This is a genomic window from Labrys sp. WJW (genome assembly GCF_001676615.1).
GTDB lineage: Bacteria > Pseudomonadota > Alphaproteobacteria > Rhizobiales > Labraceae > Labrys > Labrys sedimenti.
Genome location: NZ_LYXZ01000030.1, coordinates 19,676 through 35,672 on the forward strand (window position 1 = coordinate 19,676; position 15,997 = coordinate 35,672).

17 protein-coding genes are annotated in these 15,997 nt (G+C 65.6%); 10 read left to right on the forward strand and 7 right to left on the reverse strand.

Translation table 11 applies throughout. The features are described 5' to 3' along the window. The first annotated feature begins 33 nt into the window (after nucleotides 1–33). From BA190_RS18785 to BA190_RS18795, 3 genes are all read left to right on the forward strand, one after another. Complete coding sequence (locus BA190_RS18785; protein WP_068290707.1) at nucleotides 34–1,479, forward strand: APC family permease; 1,446 nt, start codon at nucleotides 34–36, stop codon at nucleotides 1,477–1,479. Between the two features lie 87 nt (nucleotides 1,480–1,566). Further along, nucleotides 1,567–2,205 carry a cysteine hydrolase family protein gene (locus BA190_RS18790; protein WP_068290711.1) on the forward strand — a complete coding sequence of 213 codons (639 nt, stop codon included), beginning with the start codon at nucleotides 1,567–1,569 and terminating at the stop codon, nucleotides 2,203–2,205. After that, complete coding sequence (locus tag BA190_RS18795; protein ID WP_068290713.1) at nucleotides 2,202–3,536, forward strand: glutamine synthetase family protein; 1,335 nt, start codon at nucleotides 2,202–2,204, stop codon at nucleotides 3,534–3,536. Before BA190_RS18790 ends, BA190_RS18795 begins: the two co-directional genes overlap by 4 nt. Before the next feature lie 20 nt (nucleotides 3,537–3,556). Here BA190_RS18795 and BA190_RS18800 read toward each other — a convergent pair whose 3' ends face one another. Then, complete coding sequence (locus BA190_RS18800; RefSeq protein WP_068290716.1) at nucleotides 3,557–3,910, reverse strand: VOC family protein; 354 nt, start codon at nucleotides 3,908–3,910, stop codon at nucleotides 3,557–3,559. A 119-nt stretch (nucleotides 3,911–4,029) separates the two neighbouring features. Between BA190_RS18800 and BA190_RS18805 the strand changes: the two genes are divergently transcribed. From BA190_RS18805 to BA190_RS18830, 6 genes are all read left to right on the forward strand, one after another. Beyond that, complete coding sequence (locus BA190_RS18805; protein WP_068290718.1) at nucleotides 4,030–5,241, forward strand: Tm-1-like ATP-binding domain-containing protein; 1,212 nt, start codon at nucleotides 4,030–4,032, stop codon at nucleotides 5,239–5,241. 1 nt (nucleotide 5,242) lies between these two features. Beyond that, nucleotides 5,243–6,079, forward strand: a complete 837-nt coding sequence (locus BA190_RS18810) for a phosphoenolpyruvate hydrolase family protein (RefSeq protein WP_068290721.1) — start codon at nucleotides 5,243–5,245, stop codon at nucleotides 6,077–6,079. A 12-nt stretch (nucleotides 6,080–6,091) separates the two neighbouring features. Beyond that, complete coding sequence (locus tag BA190_RS18815) at nucleotides 6,092–6,655, forward strand: DUF4240 domain-containing protein (protein WP_082979859.1); 564 nt, start codon at nucleotides 6,092–6,094, stop codon at nucleotides 6,653–6,655. Nucleotides 6,656–6,707: 52 nt separating this feature from the next. Next, nucleotides 6,708–7,145, forward strand: a complete 438-nt coding sequence (locus tag BA190_RS18820; protein WP_068290723.1) for an SRPBCC family protein — start codon at nucleotides 6,708–6,710, stop codon at nucleotides 7,143–7,145. 104 nt (nucleotides 7,146–7,249) lie between these two features. Further along, entirely contained in the window at nucleotides 7,250–7,516 is a 267-nt protein-coding gene (locus BA190_RS35390) for a transcriptional regulator (RefSeq protein ID WP_082979860.1), read from the forward strand. Between the two features lie 14 nt (nucleotides 7,517–7,530). Then, nucleotides 7,531–7,887, forward strand: a complete 357-nt coding sequence (locus tag BA190_RS18830) for a type II toxin-antitoxin system RelE/ParE family toxin (protein ID WP_068290728.1) — start codon at nucleotides 7,531–7,533, stop codon at nucleotides 7,885–7,887. A gap of 123 nt (nucleotides 7,888–8,010) precedes the next feature. On the opposite strand, the gene BA190_RS18835 is transcribed toward BA190_RS18830, so the two are convergent. The 4 genes from BA190_RS18835 to modB form a co-directional block, all read right to left on the reverse strand. Next, a complete protein-coding gene (locus BA190_RS18835) occupies nucleotides 8,011–9,846 on the reverse strand; it encodes an ABC transporter ATP-binding protein (protein WP_082979861.1) in 1,836 nt (611 codons plus the stop codon). A gap of 82 nt (nucleotides 9,847–9,928) precedes the next feature. Then, entirely contained in the window at nucleotides 9,929–10,471 is a 543-nt protein-coding gene (locus tag BA190_RS18840) for a GNAT family N-acetyltransferase (RefSeq protein ID WP_068290730.1), read from the reverse strand. Nucleotides 10,472–10,716: 245 nt separating this feature from the next. Beyond that, nucleotides 10,717–10,950, reverse strand: a complete 234-nt coding sequence (locus BA190_RS18845; protein ID WP_068290733.1) for a DUF4287 domain-containing protein — start codon at nucleotides 10,948–10,950, stop codon at nucleotides 10,717–10,719. Nucleotides 10,951–11,030: 80 nt separating this feature from the next. After that, nucleotides 11,031–11,729 carry a molybdate ABC transporter permease subunit gene (gene modB / locus BA190_RS18850; protein ID WP_068290802.1) on the reverse strand — a complete coding sequence of 233 codons (699 nt, stop codon included), beginning with the start codon at nucleotides 11,727–11,729 and terminating at the stop codon, nucleotides 11,031–11,033. 442 nt (nucleotides 11,730–12,171) lie between these two features. Here modB and BA190_RS18855 point away from each other — a divergent pair, with 442 nt between their 5' ends. Then, on the forward strand, nucleotides 12,172–12,531 hold the full coding sequence (locus BA190_RS18855) for a winged helix-turn-helix domain-containing protein (protein ID WP_068290735.1): 360 nt from the start codon (nucleotides 12,172–12,174) through the stop codon (nucleotides 12,529–12,531). A 22-nt stretch (nucleotides 12,532–12,553) separates the two neighbouring features. Here BA190_RS18855 and BA190_RS18860 read toward each other — a convergent pair whose 3' ends face one another. Continuing rightward, nucleotides 12,554–15,412, reverse strand: coding sequence for a M16 family metallopeptidase (locus tag BA190_RS18860; protein ID WP_156771588.1), 2,859 nt, complete (start codon nucleotides 15,410–15,412; stop codon nucleotides 12,554–12,556). Nucleotides 15,413–15,517: 105 nt separating this feature from the next. Further along, the gene (locus BA190_RS18865) at nucleotides 15,518–15,883 is read right to left on the reverse strand and encodes a hypothetical protein (RefSeq protein WP_068290737.1); all 366 of its coding nucleotides are present in this window, start codon (nucleotides 15,881–15,883) and stop codon (nucleotides 15,518–15,520) included. Between the last annotated feature and the right edge of the window lie 114 nt (nucleotides 15,884–15,997).

A 15,997-nucleotide genomic window follows, 5' to 3' on the forward strand; every position in this document is an offset into this window, starting at 1 on the left:
GGCGCGCCGCGTGTCCTGAAACTGTGGGGTAGCATGAGCGAGAATGACGGGAAGACATCACGCAAGCTGAAACTGTGGGAGGCGCTCGCGCTCTCCCTCGGATTGATGGGACCGACCCTGGCGATGGGCGGCAACGGCCAGGGGCTGATCGACTCCGTCGGCAAGGCCATCCCCCTCGTCTTCGTCTTCGGCCTGGTCGGCGTGGCGCTGATCGCCTATGGCTTCATCCGGCTGACCCGCTACTACAACCATGCCGGCAGCGCCTATGCCCTGGTCGGCGCGACCGTCGGGCCTCGCGCCGGCTTCTTTTCCGGCTTTGCCCTGCTCGGCACCTATGTCTTCTTCTCGATCTGCACGCTGGCGGCACTGGGCGCCTTCGCGAACGCCCTCCTGGCTGCCCTTCAGCATGGCGCGGACAAGCCCTATCAGCTGCCCTGGATCGTGCCGGCCCTCGCAGGGGCTTTGCTTTCCGTCTATTTCAGCACGCGCGACACCCGGACTATCTCCAAGGTCCTGCTGCTGGTCGAAGGCATCGGCATCGTCTTCATGATCATCCTCACCGCGACGATCTTCGCCAAGGGCGGCGCGCCGACGACCCATGTCGATTTCTCCAGCTTCAGCCTTGATGGCGTCGGCTTCCAGGCCGTCGCTGCCGCGGTTGTAGCCGCCTTCCTGTCCTGGGCCGGCTTCGAGGGCTGCGCGACGCTGGGCGAGGAAACCGACGATCCCAAGCGCAACATCCCCCTGGCGCTGCTCGGCTCGGTCGTGCTGACGGGTGCCTTGTTCGTCATCGTGATGTTCGCCCAGACCATCGGCTTCGGCACGGATGCGGCGGGCTTGGCGGCCTTCAAGGGGGCCGGCAACACGCTCGGGGCCCTGGCCGAGACCTATCTCGGCCGCCCGGTGGCGCTGATCCTGATCTTCTCGGCTGTCCTCGCCGCCTTCGGCTCGCATCTCTCCTCTGTCGCCACCGCCAGCCGGCTGCTGTTCGCCCTGTCCCGGGACGGCTTCGGGCCCCGTGTCCTCGGCGCGCTCGACAGCCGGCACGGCCAGCCGCGCAATGCCGTGTGGGTGGTGCTTGCCGTGACGGCCATCGTCGATCTCCTCGCCTATCTCACCGGCCGCCCGAATATCGGCACGGGGGACCTCGCCATCGACGCCTATTTCCATTTCGCCATCATCGGCTCGGTCTGCCTGATGGTGGTCTATCTGATGGTCGAGGTTGGCGTTACCAGGCTGATCCTCAGCGGACAGGTCGCCATTCCCAAATGGGAACTCATCATTCCCCTCCTCGGCATGGCCGTGATCGTGACCGCGCTCTATTTCAACCTCGTCGGCCCGTTCGACCCCTTCGCGGCACCGGTGCTGGCGCTCGGCTGGTGCGTCCTCGGATTGCTGGTCACGCTGTGCGCGCCGAGCATGGTGCGCAGCATCGGCAACCGCCTCGCCGGCGAACTCGGCGCGCCCAGCAAGAGCTGACGCCGCCAAATCACCAGGCGTTTGCCGGAGCGCGTGCATGCGCTCCGGCTCTCGTTACAAAGACAGGCCGATTGAGAGGAGCCACCCATGCCGACGTCCGCCAGCCGGGATTCTGCTTTCCTTCCGGGCAGGACATCGATCCTGTTCGTCGATGTGCAGAAGATCTGGACCATTCCGGGCCGAGACCCAGCCCATCCCGACGCCGATCCGGACAGCTATTTCTACAAGCGCAACCGCGAGCTCGTCGTGCCCAACCAGCAGCGCCTGCTCGCCGCCGCCCGCGCAGGCGGGGCGAATGTGCTGCACACCATCATCCGCAGCCTGACCAAGGACGGCCGCGACCGCTCGCTCGACCACAAGCTGACGCCGATCCACATCGCTGTCGACGATCCCAATGGCGACGTCATCGACGAGTTGCAGCCGATCGACAACGAGATCGTACTGCCCAAATCCTCCTCGGGCGTCTTCAATTCCACCAATATCGACTATGTGCTGAGGAACCTGGATACGCATAATCTGGTGATCGCCGGCCAGCTCACCGACCAGTGCGTCGACATGGCGGTGCGCGACGGCGCCGACCGGGGCTATCTCGTCACGCTGGTGCAGGATGCCTGCAGCACCTATTCGGAAGAGAGGCATCGGGCCGCCCTCTCGGCCATGGGCGGCTATTGCTGGGTCAGCGATACCGACGAGGTGGTCCGGCGCCTGAACGGATTGTCGGCATGAGCCAGGACCAGAACCTACCCGGCGACGAACTCGTCGCCCTCCTCACCACCGACATGATCGGCCTGACGCGCGGGCGCTGGATTCCGGCAGCGGCAGGAGAAGCAACCTTGCGCAAGGGCTGCGGCTGGGTGCCGGCAAACCTGGCCTTGACGCCGTTCGACAGCATCCCGGCGGACAATCCCTGGGGATCGGCGGGCGACCTGCGCCTGATGCCGGACGAGGCGAGCCGCTTCCGGGTCGCGAGCCTGCCGGGCAAGACGCCTCTCCACGGCGTCCTGTGCGACATCACCGCACTCGACGGCACGCCCTGGCATGGTTGCGGGCGCTCGTTCCTGAAGGCAGCGCTCGCCGATTTCGAGGCGAAAACCGGCCTCAGGATCACGGCGGCCTTCGAAATGGAGTTCCAGATCGAGGGCGCGGCCTGGGAGCACGCCCCCTCCTTCTCGCTAGCCTCGATGCGCCGGGCCGATCCCTTCGGCCCCCTGCTGATGGCAGCCCTGCGCGAAGCCGGCGTAGAGCCCGAAATGGTGCTCGCCGAATATGGCCGGGACCAGTTCGAGGTCGTCTGCGGCCCGGCCGATGCCGTCGCCGCCGCTGATCGGGCCGTGGTGATCCGGGAAGTGACGCGCGAGGTCGCCAGGAGCTGCGGCCTGCGCTCGACCTTCGTGCCGAAATCCACGCCGGACGGGGTCGGCAACGGCCTCCACATCCATTTCTCCTTCCGGACCGCGGACGGGACCCCCGCCAGTTTCGATCCGGCGCGGCCGGGGCGCGTCTCGGAAGCCACCGGGCAGTTCGTCGCGGGACTGGTCCGGCATATGCCCGCCCTGGTGGCACTGACGGCACCGAGCGTGGTGTCCTATTTCCGCCTGCGTCCCCATCACTGGAGCGCGGCCTACACCGCCTTCGGTGCCCTCAACCGCGAAGCCTCGGTGCGCATCTGCCCGACAGCGGAAACGCCCGGCGCCAACGTCGCCAAGGCCTTCAATCTCGAATATCGCGCGGCCGACAACACGGCCAGCCCCTATTGGGCCCTCGGCGTGATGATCCGGGCCGGTTTGGCGGGCATCCGCGAAGGGCTGGCACAGCCGCCGCTGATCGCCAACGATCCCGACACGCTGCCGCCCTCCGAGCGCGAACGCCTCGGCCTGCGCCGCCTTCCCGAGACCCTGCCTGACGCGCTTGCCGCTTTCATGCGCGATTCAATCGCACAAGACTGGTTCCATCCCGAGATCATCCAGGGATTCCTCGCCATGAAGCGCGCCGAGATCGAGATGACGTCGGCCTGGTCGGATGCCGAAATCTGCCGCCGCTACGCCCAGGTCTACTGAGGCCGGGTGGCGCCTCGCCTTTATCCCGCATGCGAGAGGATATTGAGAAGGCGCCCGAGCGGGTCGCGCACGAAGAAACGCCGGACTCCCCAGGGCTCGTCGGCCAGGCCGTAGGTGATCGCGTGGCCGGCGGCCCGCGCGCGGGCATGGACCGCATCGACATCATCGACCTCGATTGAAAGATCGGGCACCGGCGTGCCGTTGCCGCCCTCGCTGGCGAGGCTGAGCTGGGGTGTCTGTAGGCCCTGGCCGGCAAAAGTGAGGATCCAGCCATGGTCCATCACCACCTCCAGCCCGAGCAGGTCCTGGTAGAAGGCACGGGCCGCCTGCGGATCCGAGGCGGCGAGATTGGCGACGATGCGCAGCACGGCCATGGCGTCCTCCCCTCGGCGGCGACCTCACCAAGACAACTTGCCGCAAGGCCCGTCTTAACGCCGCCGCCGCGACTGTGCTAGCGTCCCGCCACAATGATAAGACAATTGGGAGCGCAGGGATGGCCGGGTCGAGCGTCTATGTGGCGGGTACCTTCGATACCAAGGGAACAGAGCTCAATTTCGTGGCGGACCGCATCCGTGCCCATGGCCTCGACGTGACCCGCATCGACCTTTCCACCGGCGGAACCGCCGGCGAGGTCGAGATCCCGCCCGCGACCGTGGCGGCCAGCCATCCCGGCGGGGCAGAGGCCGTGTTCACCGACGACCGCGGTTCGGCCGTCAGCGCCATGGCACTCGCCTTTGCTCACTACATCGCAACGCGGGACGACGTCGCCGGCCTGATCGGCCTCGGCGGCTCGGGCGGCACCGCCTTGGTCGCTCCCGCCATGCGCGAATTGCCCGTCGGCACGCCCAAATTGATGGTTTCCACCGTCGCCTCCGGCAATGTCGCGGCCTATGTCGGCCCGACCGACATCACCATGATGCATTCGGTCACGGACGTGGCCGGGCTCAACCGCATCTCCCGCGTGGTGATGACCAATGCCGCCAATGCCATGGCCGGCATGGCAAGGGGGCGGGCCGAGGCGGCGGTCGAGGCCGACGACAAGCCGGCCGTCGGCCTCACCATGTTCGGCGTGACGACGCCTTGCGTGAACCAGCTGGTAGCCGCGCTTGCCGCCGATTATGACTGCCTCGTCTTCCACGCCACCGGCATCGGTGGCCAGTCGATGGAGAAACTGGTCGATTCGGGCCTGATATCAGGCGTGCTCGACGTCACCACCACCGAGGTCTGCGATCTCCTGTTCGGCGGCGTGCTGGCGGCGACCGAGGACCGCTTCGGCGCCATCGCCCGCACCAGGGTGCCCTATGTCGGCTCCTGCGGCGCGCTCGACATGGTCAATTTCGGATCGCTCGACAGCGTGCCGGAGCGCCATCGCGGCCGCAATCTCTATGTCCACAACCCGCAGGTCACGCTGATGCGCACCACCGCGGCGGAGAATGCCGAAATGGGCCGTTGGATCGGCAACAAGCTCAACCAGTGCGAGGGCGAGGTGCGCTTCCTCATCCCCGAAGGCGGTGTTTCGCTCCTCGATGCGCCTGACATGCCCTTCCATGATCCGGAGGCCGATGCGGCCCTGTTCGCGGCGCTGGAGGCGACCGTCGAGCAGACGCCGCAACGCCAGCTCATCCGCGTGCCGGCCGGCGTGAACGAGCCCGCGTTCGTGCAGGCGCTGCTGGCGAATTTCAAAAGCATTGTTGGAGAGCATTGATATGGCGCAGAGTGAGCGCGAAAGGATTTTGGCCCGGTTTCGCGGCATGGTCGCTGAGGGGCGACCGATCATCGGTGGCGGCGCCGGCACCGGCCTCTCGGCCAAATGCGAGGAAGCGGGCGGCATCGACCTCATCGTGATCTACAATTCCGGCCGCTACCGCATGGCCGGCCGCGGCTCGCTCGCCGGCCTGCTCGCCTATGGCAATGCCAACGAGATCGTGGTCGACATGGCCCGCGAAGTGCTGCCAGTGGTCAAGCACACGCCGGTGCTCGCCGGCGTCAACGGCACGGATCCCTTCTGCCAGTTCGGGCCCTTCCTCGACCAGCTCAAGGCGATGGGCTTCGCCGGCATCCAGAATTTCCCGACCGTGGGCCTGATCGACGGCAAGTTCAGGGCCAATCTGGAGGAGACCGGCATGGGCTACGCCCTGGAGGTCGATCTGATCCGCCTGGCGCGCGAAAAGGACCTGCTCACCACGCCCTATGTCTTCAACCCGGACGATGCCCGTGCCATGGCGCGGGCCGGAGCCGACATCATCGTCGCCCATATGGGCCTGACCACGGGCGGGGCGATCGGCGCCGACACCGCGCTCACGCTGGAAGGTTGCGTCGGCGAGATCAACGCCATCGCCGCCGCGGCGCGCGAGGTCTCGCCCGAGATCATCGTGCTCTGCCATGGCGGGCCGATCGCCGAACCGGATGACGCTAGCTTCATCCTGGCCAACTGCCCGGGCTGCAACGGCTTCTACGGCGCTTCCAGCATGGAGCGCCTGCCAGTGGAAAAGGCGCTGGTCGCCCAGACGCAGGCGTTCAAGAACCTCAGCATCGGAAAATAGGGACCATACAGCATGGAAGCGTCGCAAGGCCCGGCGAAACTTCAACCCAAAAAGACCATCCAGTCACCCGACGACGTAACCTGGTTCTGGTCGATCATCGATGCAACGCGTGGGACGGACGAAGACGATCAATTGGGCAAGCTCGGAGGCTCTCTTCGCGAACTGGCCGATCAGGATCTCGTGGATTTCATCCATCTGTTCAATGGCATGAGGAATCGGATGTATTCCTGGCGCTTGTGGGCTGCCGCCTACCTGATCAATGGCGGCTGCAGCGATGACGGCTTCATTGATTTCCGCAATTGGCTGATCGCCCGAGGCCGGCGAGAGGCCGAAGAAGCCATGCGCGATCCGGATAGTCTGGCAGGACATGATATCGAGATGGACTGCGCCAGTTTCGAGCAATTCGGCTACGTCATGCTCGAGGTTTTCCGCGAACGGTCCGATGGCGCTTATCCATCGCTCCCCGGCGAGGCTGGCGGTGGCCAGCCAAGTGACCCGGATTGGGATTTCGATTTCGATGACGAGGCGGAAATGCAGCGCCGGCTGCCGCGGCTTTCTGCTGAATTTGCCTTCTGAATCTCCGATGACGGCAAGCTTCCTGGATAGAACCCCATAATAGGAGACACTCATGGCCAAGGCCTATGCGAGCGCGGTGATCGACGCGCCGATCGAAACGGTGTGGAAGACCGTGCGCGACTTCAACGCCCTGCCGGACTGGCACCCGGCGATCGCCAGGAGCGAGATCGAGGACGGCCGCAGCGCCGATGCCGTCGGCGCCATCCGCTCCTTCCATCTTACCGACGGCGCCCATGTCCGCGAGCGCCTGCTGGCGCTCGACGATGCCGGGCATACGCTGAGCTATAATTTCGTCAAGCCCGCCTTCCCGGTGGAGAATTACGTGGCGGTGATCCGCCTCCTGCCGATCACCGACGGCAACCGCACCTTCGCCGAATGGAGCGCGACCTTCGACGAAGCGCCCGATGACGCCGGCAAATTTGTCGAGATCGTCTCGACCCATGTGTTTGCTGCCGGCTGGAAGGCGTTGGGGGAGAGATTGAAGGGGTAGCAGGAACTGCCACGATTGGGCCGGTTGATTGCGGCGCCCGTGTCGCCAATATTGACAATATTGGCGACACGCCCCATGATTCAGTATAAGTGAAGGATTGGCTCATGGCCGCTGACAACAGCATCCACGTCCGCGTTGGCGGGCGGCTGCAGACGCATCTCCAGCAGCAGGTTGGCGAGAACGGCCTTTACGAGAACGCCAGCGAATATATTCGGGCCCTGATCCGCCGTGATCTGCACAGCCAGGACGAGGCCTGGGACTGGCTGAAAAAGCAGCTCGAACCAGGATTGAGAGCTGACGAAAGCGAATTCGTGGCGGTGTCGGCTGAGGATGTCATTCGGCGAAACCAACGCCGAACCCGTACCCGTTAAGCCTGCCATCGACAATGGCAGGCTTCCTGTTCTACCCACCGGCAGATGCCGCACAAGACCGTATCTGGGATGACACGGTCGAGAAGTGGGGCGAAGACCAGGCGGTACGGTATATTCGCGGCCTGCACGAGCACTTGCAGAAGCTTTCCGAAAGACCCGCTGCCTGGCGCAGGCTGCCAGGCAATCTTGCTGTTCCGGCCGACCTCGAGCTCGAAGTTTATTTCAGCCACTACCAACGCCACTATGTGTTCTTTCGCAAATTATCCGGTGGCCGAATCGGCGTTCTCAGTCTGCTGCATGATCGTATGGATGTGCCGATCCGCCTGAACGAAGACCTTCAGGCGTTGGCATCCCGCTCGGACGATTCCTGAAGCTCGTTTCTTCTGGAGCAAAACGCGTTCAAGTATGAACGCTTATTTTCTCTAACTCCTTGCTTCGACGCGTCTTTGCGATTCGAGGTGATTCCGTCCAATCGCAAAACGCCTTGTCTGCGGTTACTGCCCCACCACGCCCTCCGGCGCAGCCGCCATGGCGAAGGCGGCGGCGAACAGGGCCTTGGTGTAGTCCTCGCGTGGGCGCTCGAAGATCTCGCTGGCGGGACCGTGCTCGATGATGCGCCCGCCCTGCATCACCATCACCTCGTTGGCGAGGGCCCGCACCACCTTCAGATCGTGGCTGATGAAGAGATAGGCCAGCCTGTGGCGCTGCTGCAGCTCGCGCAGGAGGTCGACGATCTGGGCCTGGACCGACATGTCGAGCGCCGAGGTCGGCTCGTCCAGCACCAGGAATTTCGGCTGCAGCACCATGGCGCGCGCAATGGCGATGCGCTGGCGCTGCCCGCCGGAGAATTCGTGCGGATAGCGGTCCATCGCCTTGGGATCGATGCCGACATCGGCAAGGGCCCGGGCGACGGCCGTCCGCCGCTTGGCCGGGTCCATGCCCCAGCCGAGCCGGCGCAGCCCCTCCTCGACCAGCTCGATGGCGGTCTCGCTCAGGCCGAGCTGGCGCAGCGCTTCGTCCAGACTGGCGCGCCGGCCGAGCTTGGCCATCCTCGCCTCGATCCGCGCCGCCAGGGCGGGATCGAGCCCCAAATTGGCCAGCAGCCGCTCGATGGCGGCGCGCTGCTCGGCCGGTTCGAGCCGCCGCCCCAGGACCAGCAGCCCCTCCTCGACGATCTCGGCCACCGACAGGCGCGGCGAGAGCGAGCCATAGGGGTCCTGGAAGACGATCTGCATCTCCTTGCGCAGCGGGATCATCGCCCGCCGGTCGAGCCCCTCTATCGGCTTGCCGAGATAGGCGATCGGCCCGGTCGAAGAGATCAGCCGCAACAGGGCCAGGCCGAGCGTGGTCTTGCCCGAGCCGGATTCGCCGACGACGCCAAGGGTCTGGCCTTCCTTCACCGCGAGGCTGACGCCGTCCACTGCCTTGACGTGGCCGACCGTGCTGCGCAGCAGCCCGGCCCTTACAGGGAACCAGACCTTGAGATCGTCGGCGGAGACGATGGTACGGGCCTCGGGATCGAAGGGCGTCGCCTTGCCCTTGGGCTCGGCCGCCAGCAGCCGCCTGGTATAGTCGCTGGTCGGATTGGCGAAGACCTCGCTTGTCGGGCCGGCATCGACGATACGCCCCTTCAGCATCACGCAGACCCGGTCGGCGAGCTTGCGCACGATCGACAAATCATGGGTGATGAACAGCATGGCCATGCCGGTCCTGGCCTGCATCTCCTTCAGAAGGGCGAGGATCTGGGCCTGGACGGTGACGTCGAGCGCCGTGGTGGGTTCGTCCGCGATCAGCAGGTCGGGATCGTTGGCGAGCGCCATGGCGATCATCACGCGCTGGCGCTGGCCGCCGGAAAGCTGGTGGGGAAAGGCGTCAAGGCGCTTTTCCGGCTCGCGGATGCCGACCTGGGTCAGCAGTTCCAGCGACCGCGCGCGCGCCTCCTTCCTCGACAGGCCGCGATGCACGCTGAGGATCTCGCCGACCTGCCGCTCGATGGTGTGGAGCGGGTTGAGCGAGGTCATCGGCTCCTGGAACACCATGGTGATGTCGGCGCCGCGCACCCGCTGCAGGGTCCGCTCCGGCGCGCCGACCAGGTTTTCGCCGCGAAACAGGATTTCGCCCGAGGGGTGGGAGGCGGCGGGATAATTGAGGAGCTGCACGATCGACAGGGCCGTGACCGATTTGCCCGAGCCCGATTCGCCCACCAGCGCCAGGGTCTCGCCCTTGTCGAGGCTGAAGGAGACCTTGTCGACCGCCAGTTCCGGCTGCCCCTCCGTCCGGAAAGCCACGGAAAGGTCGCGAACCTGGAGAAGCGGTGCCGAGGAAGCCATCGCCAAGGCCTAGCGCAGAATCAGGGCGGATTGAATCGGATTTTATTCCCGGGCCGTCCTGCGGCTGCATGGGCAGTGCCGATCAAGGGTCCGCCAGATGCACGAGGTCACGCCATCCATAGCCGTCCTCGACCAGAACGAAGCGCCCCCGCCTGTCTTCCTTCTCGGCGATCCATTCGCCCCCTTGGCGCTCATAAAACGAGCGGGCCGTGACATTCTCGCGCAGAACCCACAACGAGACCGCCCGAAGGCCCTGGGAATGCAGCGTCCGCGCCATTTCACGCATCAAGGCACGGCCGATACCGCCGCGCTGATGCGACCGCAGGATGTAGAGGGCGCCGATCTCCGCATCGAAACCCCGATCCCCCAGATCCCGGTCACGCTGCCAGCCACATGAGCCCAGGCCGACAATATCGCCGCCATCCTCCGCCACATAGACGGCGATGTTGCCGGCCGCGGGCGGATCAGCGAGGATCCTGGCCCACATCGCCGAGCGCGCCTCCACGGACAGTTTCGCAAGCATGGCATCGGGCATCAGGCCGGCATAGGTCTCCCGCCAGGAAGCGACATGCAAGGCGCCTAGCCTGGCGGCATCCTGCGGATTGGCCCTACGCAGCGTTGTCATGAGATGCTTCCTACCCGCCTTTCAACCATGCCGCCGGGGAGCCCGCATTGCGACATGATCTCGACCTGATCAGATGTCGTTGTCCTGACCTATAGAAGCGCCAGACACGGCACGGGCGATGACCTGCACGCGTTGCACAGCTCGACCTGGAAGGTCGTCGACGGCCGCCGCCAAATGGTCTTCCACCAGGGCACGCCGACCGGGGCGCCATAACGGCACTCCATCCCTTCCGGCAACGCCGCTCGTCAGCCGCCCTTGCCATCCTTGGCGAGGGCGTAGGCGACCAGGGCATTGGCGTGGCCATGGCCGAGCTTGAACTCGTCCTTGAGCCAGCCGACGATTTCCATATGCCTGGCGCCGCGCCGGCCTTCGATGAGCGCCAGCCAATGCGCGATCGGCTGGCCGTATTTCTTCTCGATGGAGGGGAAATAGGAGGCGGGGCCTTTGACCGGCGGCTGGTCGGGTGCTTCGAGGCTCACAGTCGGTCTCCACGAATAGACGGGCCTGTGAAGGTGATCCGACCCGCTGGCCATTGCAAGACCGAGAGGCGGCCTCGTCCTCAGCTCTGCGCTGCCTGTCCGAGCCGAGAACGGGCGCGCCGGGCCATCGCCTCGGAGACGATCAGCGCGCCGAAGGCCATGATCACCGAGACCAGGGTCAGGCGGATCACGGTGCCTTCGCCATAGGGATCCTGCAGTGCCGTATAGATCGCCGCCGACAGGGTCTGCGTCTCGCCGGGAATGTTGGAGACGAAGGTGATGGTGGCGCCGAACTCGCCCAGCGCCTTGGCGAAGGCCAGCACCATGCCGGCGATGATGCCGGGAATGGCGAGGGGCAGCGTCACGGTGAGGAAGGAAAAGAAGGGATTGGCCCCGAGCGTCCCGGCCGCCGATTCGAGCCTGGGATCCACAGCCTCGATGGAGAGGCGGATGGCGCGCACCATCAAGGGAAAGCCCATCACGGCGCAAGCGATGGCCGCCCCGGTCCAGCGGAAGGCGAAGACGATGCCGAGATGCGAAGCGAGGAAGGAGCCGACCAGGCCGTTGCGTCCCAGCATCACCAGCAGGACATAGCCGGTGACCACCGGCGGCAGGACCAGCGGCAGGTGGACGAGGGCGTCGAACAGCGCCTTGCCGGGGAAACGCCGGCGGGCCAGAACCCAGGCGGCGGCGACCGCGAAGGGCAGCGAAATCACGGTGGCGAGACCGGCAATCTCGAGGCTGAGCCACAAGGCCGTCCATTCTTCAGGCGAAAGCACGCCCCGCTCCTTCACCTATGCCCGACTACGCTATATTCTCCTGAATAGGGCGCTTCGCCTGCAATCGCAATGACGCCCTCTGCCCTTGGAGCAAAACGCGTTGAGGTGTGAAGGCTGAATTGCTCTAACTCTTTGTTTCGACGCGTCTTTGCGATTCCAGGACTCCGTCGTAATTACGCATGGATGAGCTGCCCCTCACCCTTACCCTCTCCCCGCAAGAGGCGGGGCGAGGGTGACTTCGACCGGCCGTCTCATGCTGGAAACGCGCCATCTCACCCGACCGTGGGGCGAGATGAAAGGCCGGAGGAGCATTCGCGACGACTGCGCCCCCTCGCCCAGCCTCTTGCGGGGAGAGGGTAAGGGTGAGGGGCTACGTGACCTCAAAGGCAAGGGGTGAGCAATTACACTCCGCCAAATCGAAAAACGCTCTAGGAGACCGATCATGTCCGGCCAGCCCGTCATCCGCCTCAAGATCGCCTTCAACGAGGACGCCCGGCTCGGCCCGGGCAAGATGGACCTGCTGGAGGCGGTGAAACGGGCCGGTTCGATCTCGGCGGCGGGCCGCGAGCTCGGCATGTCCTATCGCCGGGCCTGGCTGCTGCTCGATGCGGTCAACACCATGTTCGGCCAGCCCGCCATCGAGACCTCGGCCGGCGGCAGCCATGGCGGGGGCGCGCGGCTGACCGCCTTCGGCGAAAACCTGCTCACCGCCTATCGCTCGGTGGAGGCCGAGACCGCCAGGCTGGCTGAACGAGCCTTTGCCGACCTGGTGCCGGCCAGGAAGGAGCAGGCGCGGGCCTGATCGGCGAATCCTGCCGCGAGCCTCAGCGCGCTGCGGCAACCCCCGCCGGCAGCACCGTCAGCTTCCAGACGCTACCGGGCTTGAAATAGGTCTTGGCAAAGGCTCGGATGTCCTCGGGGCCGACCTTGTCGTAAGCGTCCTGGCCGGCGCGAATCAGATCCAGGCGCCGTGGATCGGTCTGGCTGCCGCTCAATTTGCCGAGCCAATAGTCGTTTTCCTGCCGCCGACGCCGGATCGTCTCGATCTTCGGGGCTCGGGCGCGGGCGAGTTCGTCGGCGGAGACGGGCTTGTCCGCAAGATCCGCGGCGATCTTGTCCACCAGCGCATAGAAGGAGGCGACCTTGGCCGGCGTGGTCTCGACCATGGCATAGACATAGCCGAAGCCCGGCAGGGAAGAAGACAGGTCGACCGATCCCTGGGGAGAGTAGGTCGCCCCCTCGGCGATGCGGAACTCGTCGATCAGGCGGTTGACCAGGATCGAGCTGGCGAGATCGGCCGTGAAGCTGCGCGGAATGTCCGACAGCATGTCGCCCACCGGTATCGCCACCAGCACGGCGGCATTGTCCGGACGCCCGGAATGGGTATGCACGACCGGCTCGGCCGTGACGACGGGAAAGGCCCCGCCGCCATCGGCGACCGGCGCCGGCAGTACAGGACGGGGCGGCAGCGCACCGAAGGTTGCCGCGACTTCACGGATGGCATCATCCACGCCGATATCGCCGACAATGGTGATGTCGAGGGCGCCCTTGGCAAAGACCGGCGAGAACAGGGCCTGGAAATCGTCAGGCTTGGCCGCCAGCAATTGCGGGCGGTCAGGGAAGGTCCAGCGTGGATCGCCGGAATGGATCAGCCCCTGGAAGTCCCGGCTGACCACCACGCCGGCCGTCGCCTCATATTGCGGCAGATTGGCGAGATAGAGCTGGCGGATCCGCTCGAAGACCTCCGGCCGCCAGGCGGGATCGGAGGCATAGGCGGCGAAGATCTGCAGCTGGGTGGCGAGATCGGCCGGACGGGTCGTGCCTTCGAACTTGAAGGCATTGTCCTCCAGCGAGAAGCCGATGCTGGCGATCTTGGGCGCCAGCACCTTCTGCATGTCGTCATAGTCGATCGCCTTCAGGCCGGAGAGCTCGACCGCCTGGGCGGTCCAGGTCGGAACCGGCCGGTCATGCGGCAGGTCGAGCCGGCCCCGGCCGATATCGAGGCGGACCTGGATCTCGTCGGCCCGGAATTTGGTGGGCTTGACGGTCAGGCGGACGCCATTGGCAAAACGCACCATGGTCGCGCCGAGATCCTCGACGGTGCGGCGCTCGACGACGGTGCCCGGGCTGCCGAAATTCGTGTAGGGCCAGACCACTGCCGCGGCATCGGCCGGCGCGGTCACGGCAACGGATTGCGACTGCGCATAGGCCTTCTCGACCACGGCCGGCTCCGGCGGCTCGGCGCCCTGCAGCACCAGGCGCGGGCCGCTGCCGGAGAACACGGCTTGGACGGCCTTGTCGACCTCGGCAGCCGTCAACCCCTTCACCATGCGCTCGAACAAGGCGAGATCGTCGGCCGGCGAGGTGAAGACCTTGGCCTCGTCGACGCTGTTGGCGAGCATCGCGGCAAGATCGGGGCTGGTGCGCGTCGCCGCGCCATCGGCCAGGGACTGCAAAGCAGAACGATATTCCGCCACCTCGCGATCGACCTCGGCCTGGCTCGTGCCGAAGCGCAGCAGACGGCGCTGTTCCTGGTCGAGCGCAGCCAGGCCCTTGTCCCAGGCACCGGCTTCGACATCGGCGGACAGCAGGCTGGCGCGGGCCGATTCGTAGAGATCCTGCAAGCCGACATCGGCGGCGATGAAGGGCGGATTGGCCTTGCGCGACAGGGCCTGGAGGCGACGCTTGAGCACGGACAGGCCGACATATTCGATCGCGGTCCCGCGCCGCTTGGCATAGCTGTCGGGCGCGGCGTCGTAGGGACGGATCCAGCTGAGATAGATCTTGGTGTTGGCGCTGGGAATCTTGACGACATCGGCGCCGACGCCGCGCTTGAGCGGCTGGCCGAGATCCGGCTCGGCCACGGCAGGTCCGACCGGCTTCCAGTCCTCGAAGCGCCGGCGGATCTCCGCCTCCATCGCGGCGGGGTCGATATCGCCGACCACCAGCAACGTCGCACGGTCCGGGCGGTAATTGGCCTGGTAATAGGCGCGCAGCCGCTCGATCGGCGCGGTACGGATGATCTCGGTCTTGCCGATCGGGGCGCGTTCCGGCACGCGCTGTCCGGCGAGGAGGACGTTGAACAGGCCCATGACGCCGCGATAGCCGGGCGTGTCGCGCAAGCGCTCCTCGGAAAGAACGACGCCGCGCTCGCGATCGAGGGCGGAGGCGCTGAGCGTCAGTTCGCTCGCGGTCTCGCGCATCAGCATCAGTCCGGTGGAGACGGTATCGGCATCGACCTCAGGCAGGTCGAGCGCATAGACCGTCTCGTCATAGCTGGTATGGGCATTGGTATCGGCCCCGAAAGCCAGCCCCTTGCGCTGCAGGATGCGCACCATCTCTCCTTCCGGCACCCGGGTCGAGCCCTTGAAGGCCATGTGCTCGAGCATATGGGCAAGGCCCTGCTGGTCGTCGGCCTCCTGCAGCGAGCCCGATCCGATGCGCAGCCGGATGGCGGCCTGGCCGGCGGGCGTGGTGTTGCGCATCACCGCAAAGCGCATGCCATTGCCGAGCACGCCGAAGCGGATGCCGGCTTCCGGCTTCAGGTCGCTATCGGCCTGAGGCCAAGTTGCGATCCCGGCAGCGGTCTCGGCTCGGGCGGGAAAGGGAGCGACGGACAGGCAAAGCAGGGCCGCCGCGATCAGGCGATGGGCGAGCCGCAGGCGCAAGACAGAATGGGACAAGCAGGATCTCTATCGGGGAGGGACAAATTTTGCCCGCCCAGCATAGCATCATTCCCCAAGGTTGCGGCAACCCTGCGGCCCGGCGCGATGGCGCAGTGGCCAGCCTCACCATCGGCCACGGGAATATTTCATCAGGCAGACATGCTTGGCGTATTTGCTGGGCGTGATGACGACTGGCGGGGTGCTGCCATAGGCCTTCCCCGTTTCGATGTCCGGATCGTCTTTATAGAAGCCGCTCTTATAGCTCGTGGTGCAATCGCCGAATTTGTTGCAAACCTCGAGCTTGGTGCAGATGATGGCCTCGTTCTGCTCGTAAATATAATAGGTTGCCCCGGAATAGGGCGGACGCGGATAATTTTCGGTGCGGACGGTCACCGTTCCCCCGTCTCTGCCGAAATCCTGCGCGGCGGCCGGAATGCCGCCGGCAAGGCAAGACGAGACCATCAAAACCAAGCCCGCCATATTGCGCATGGAACCACCCGCCTTCCTTTTCGATCCCATCCAGCCCTATGGCCTTGGCAGATGGCCGTCAACGGACCGGTACACCGGCATCAGATCCGGAGCCGGGAGAGCGAAGATGGCACC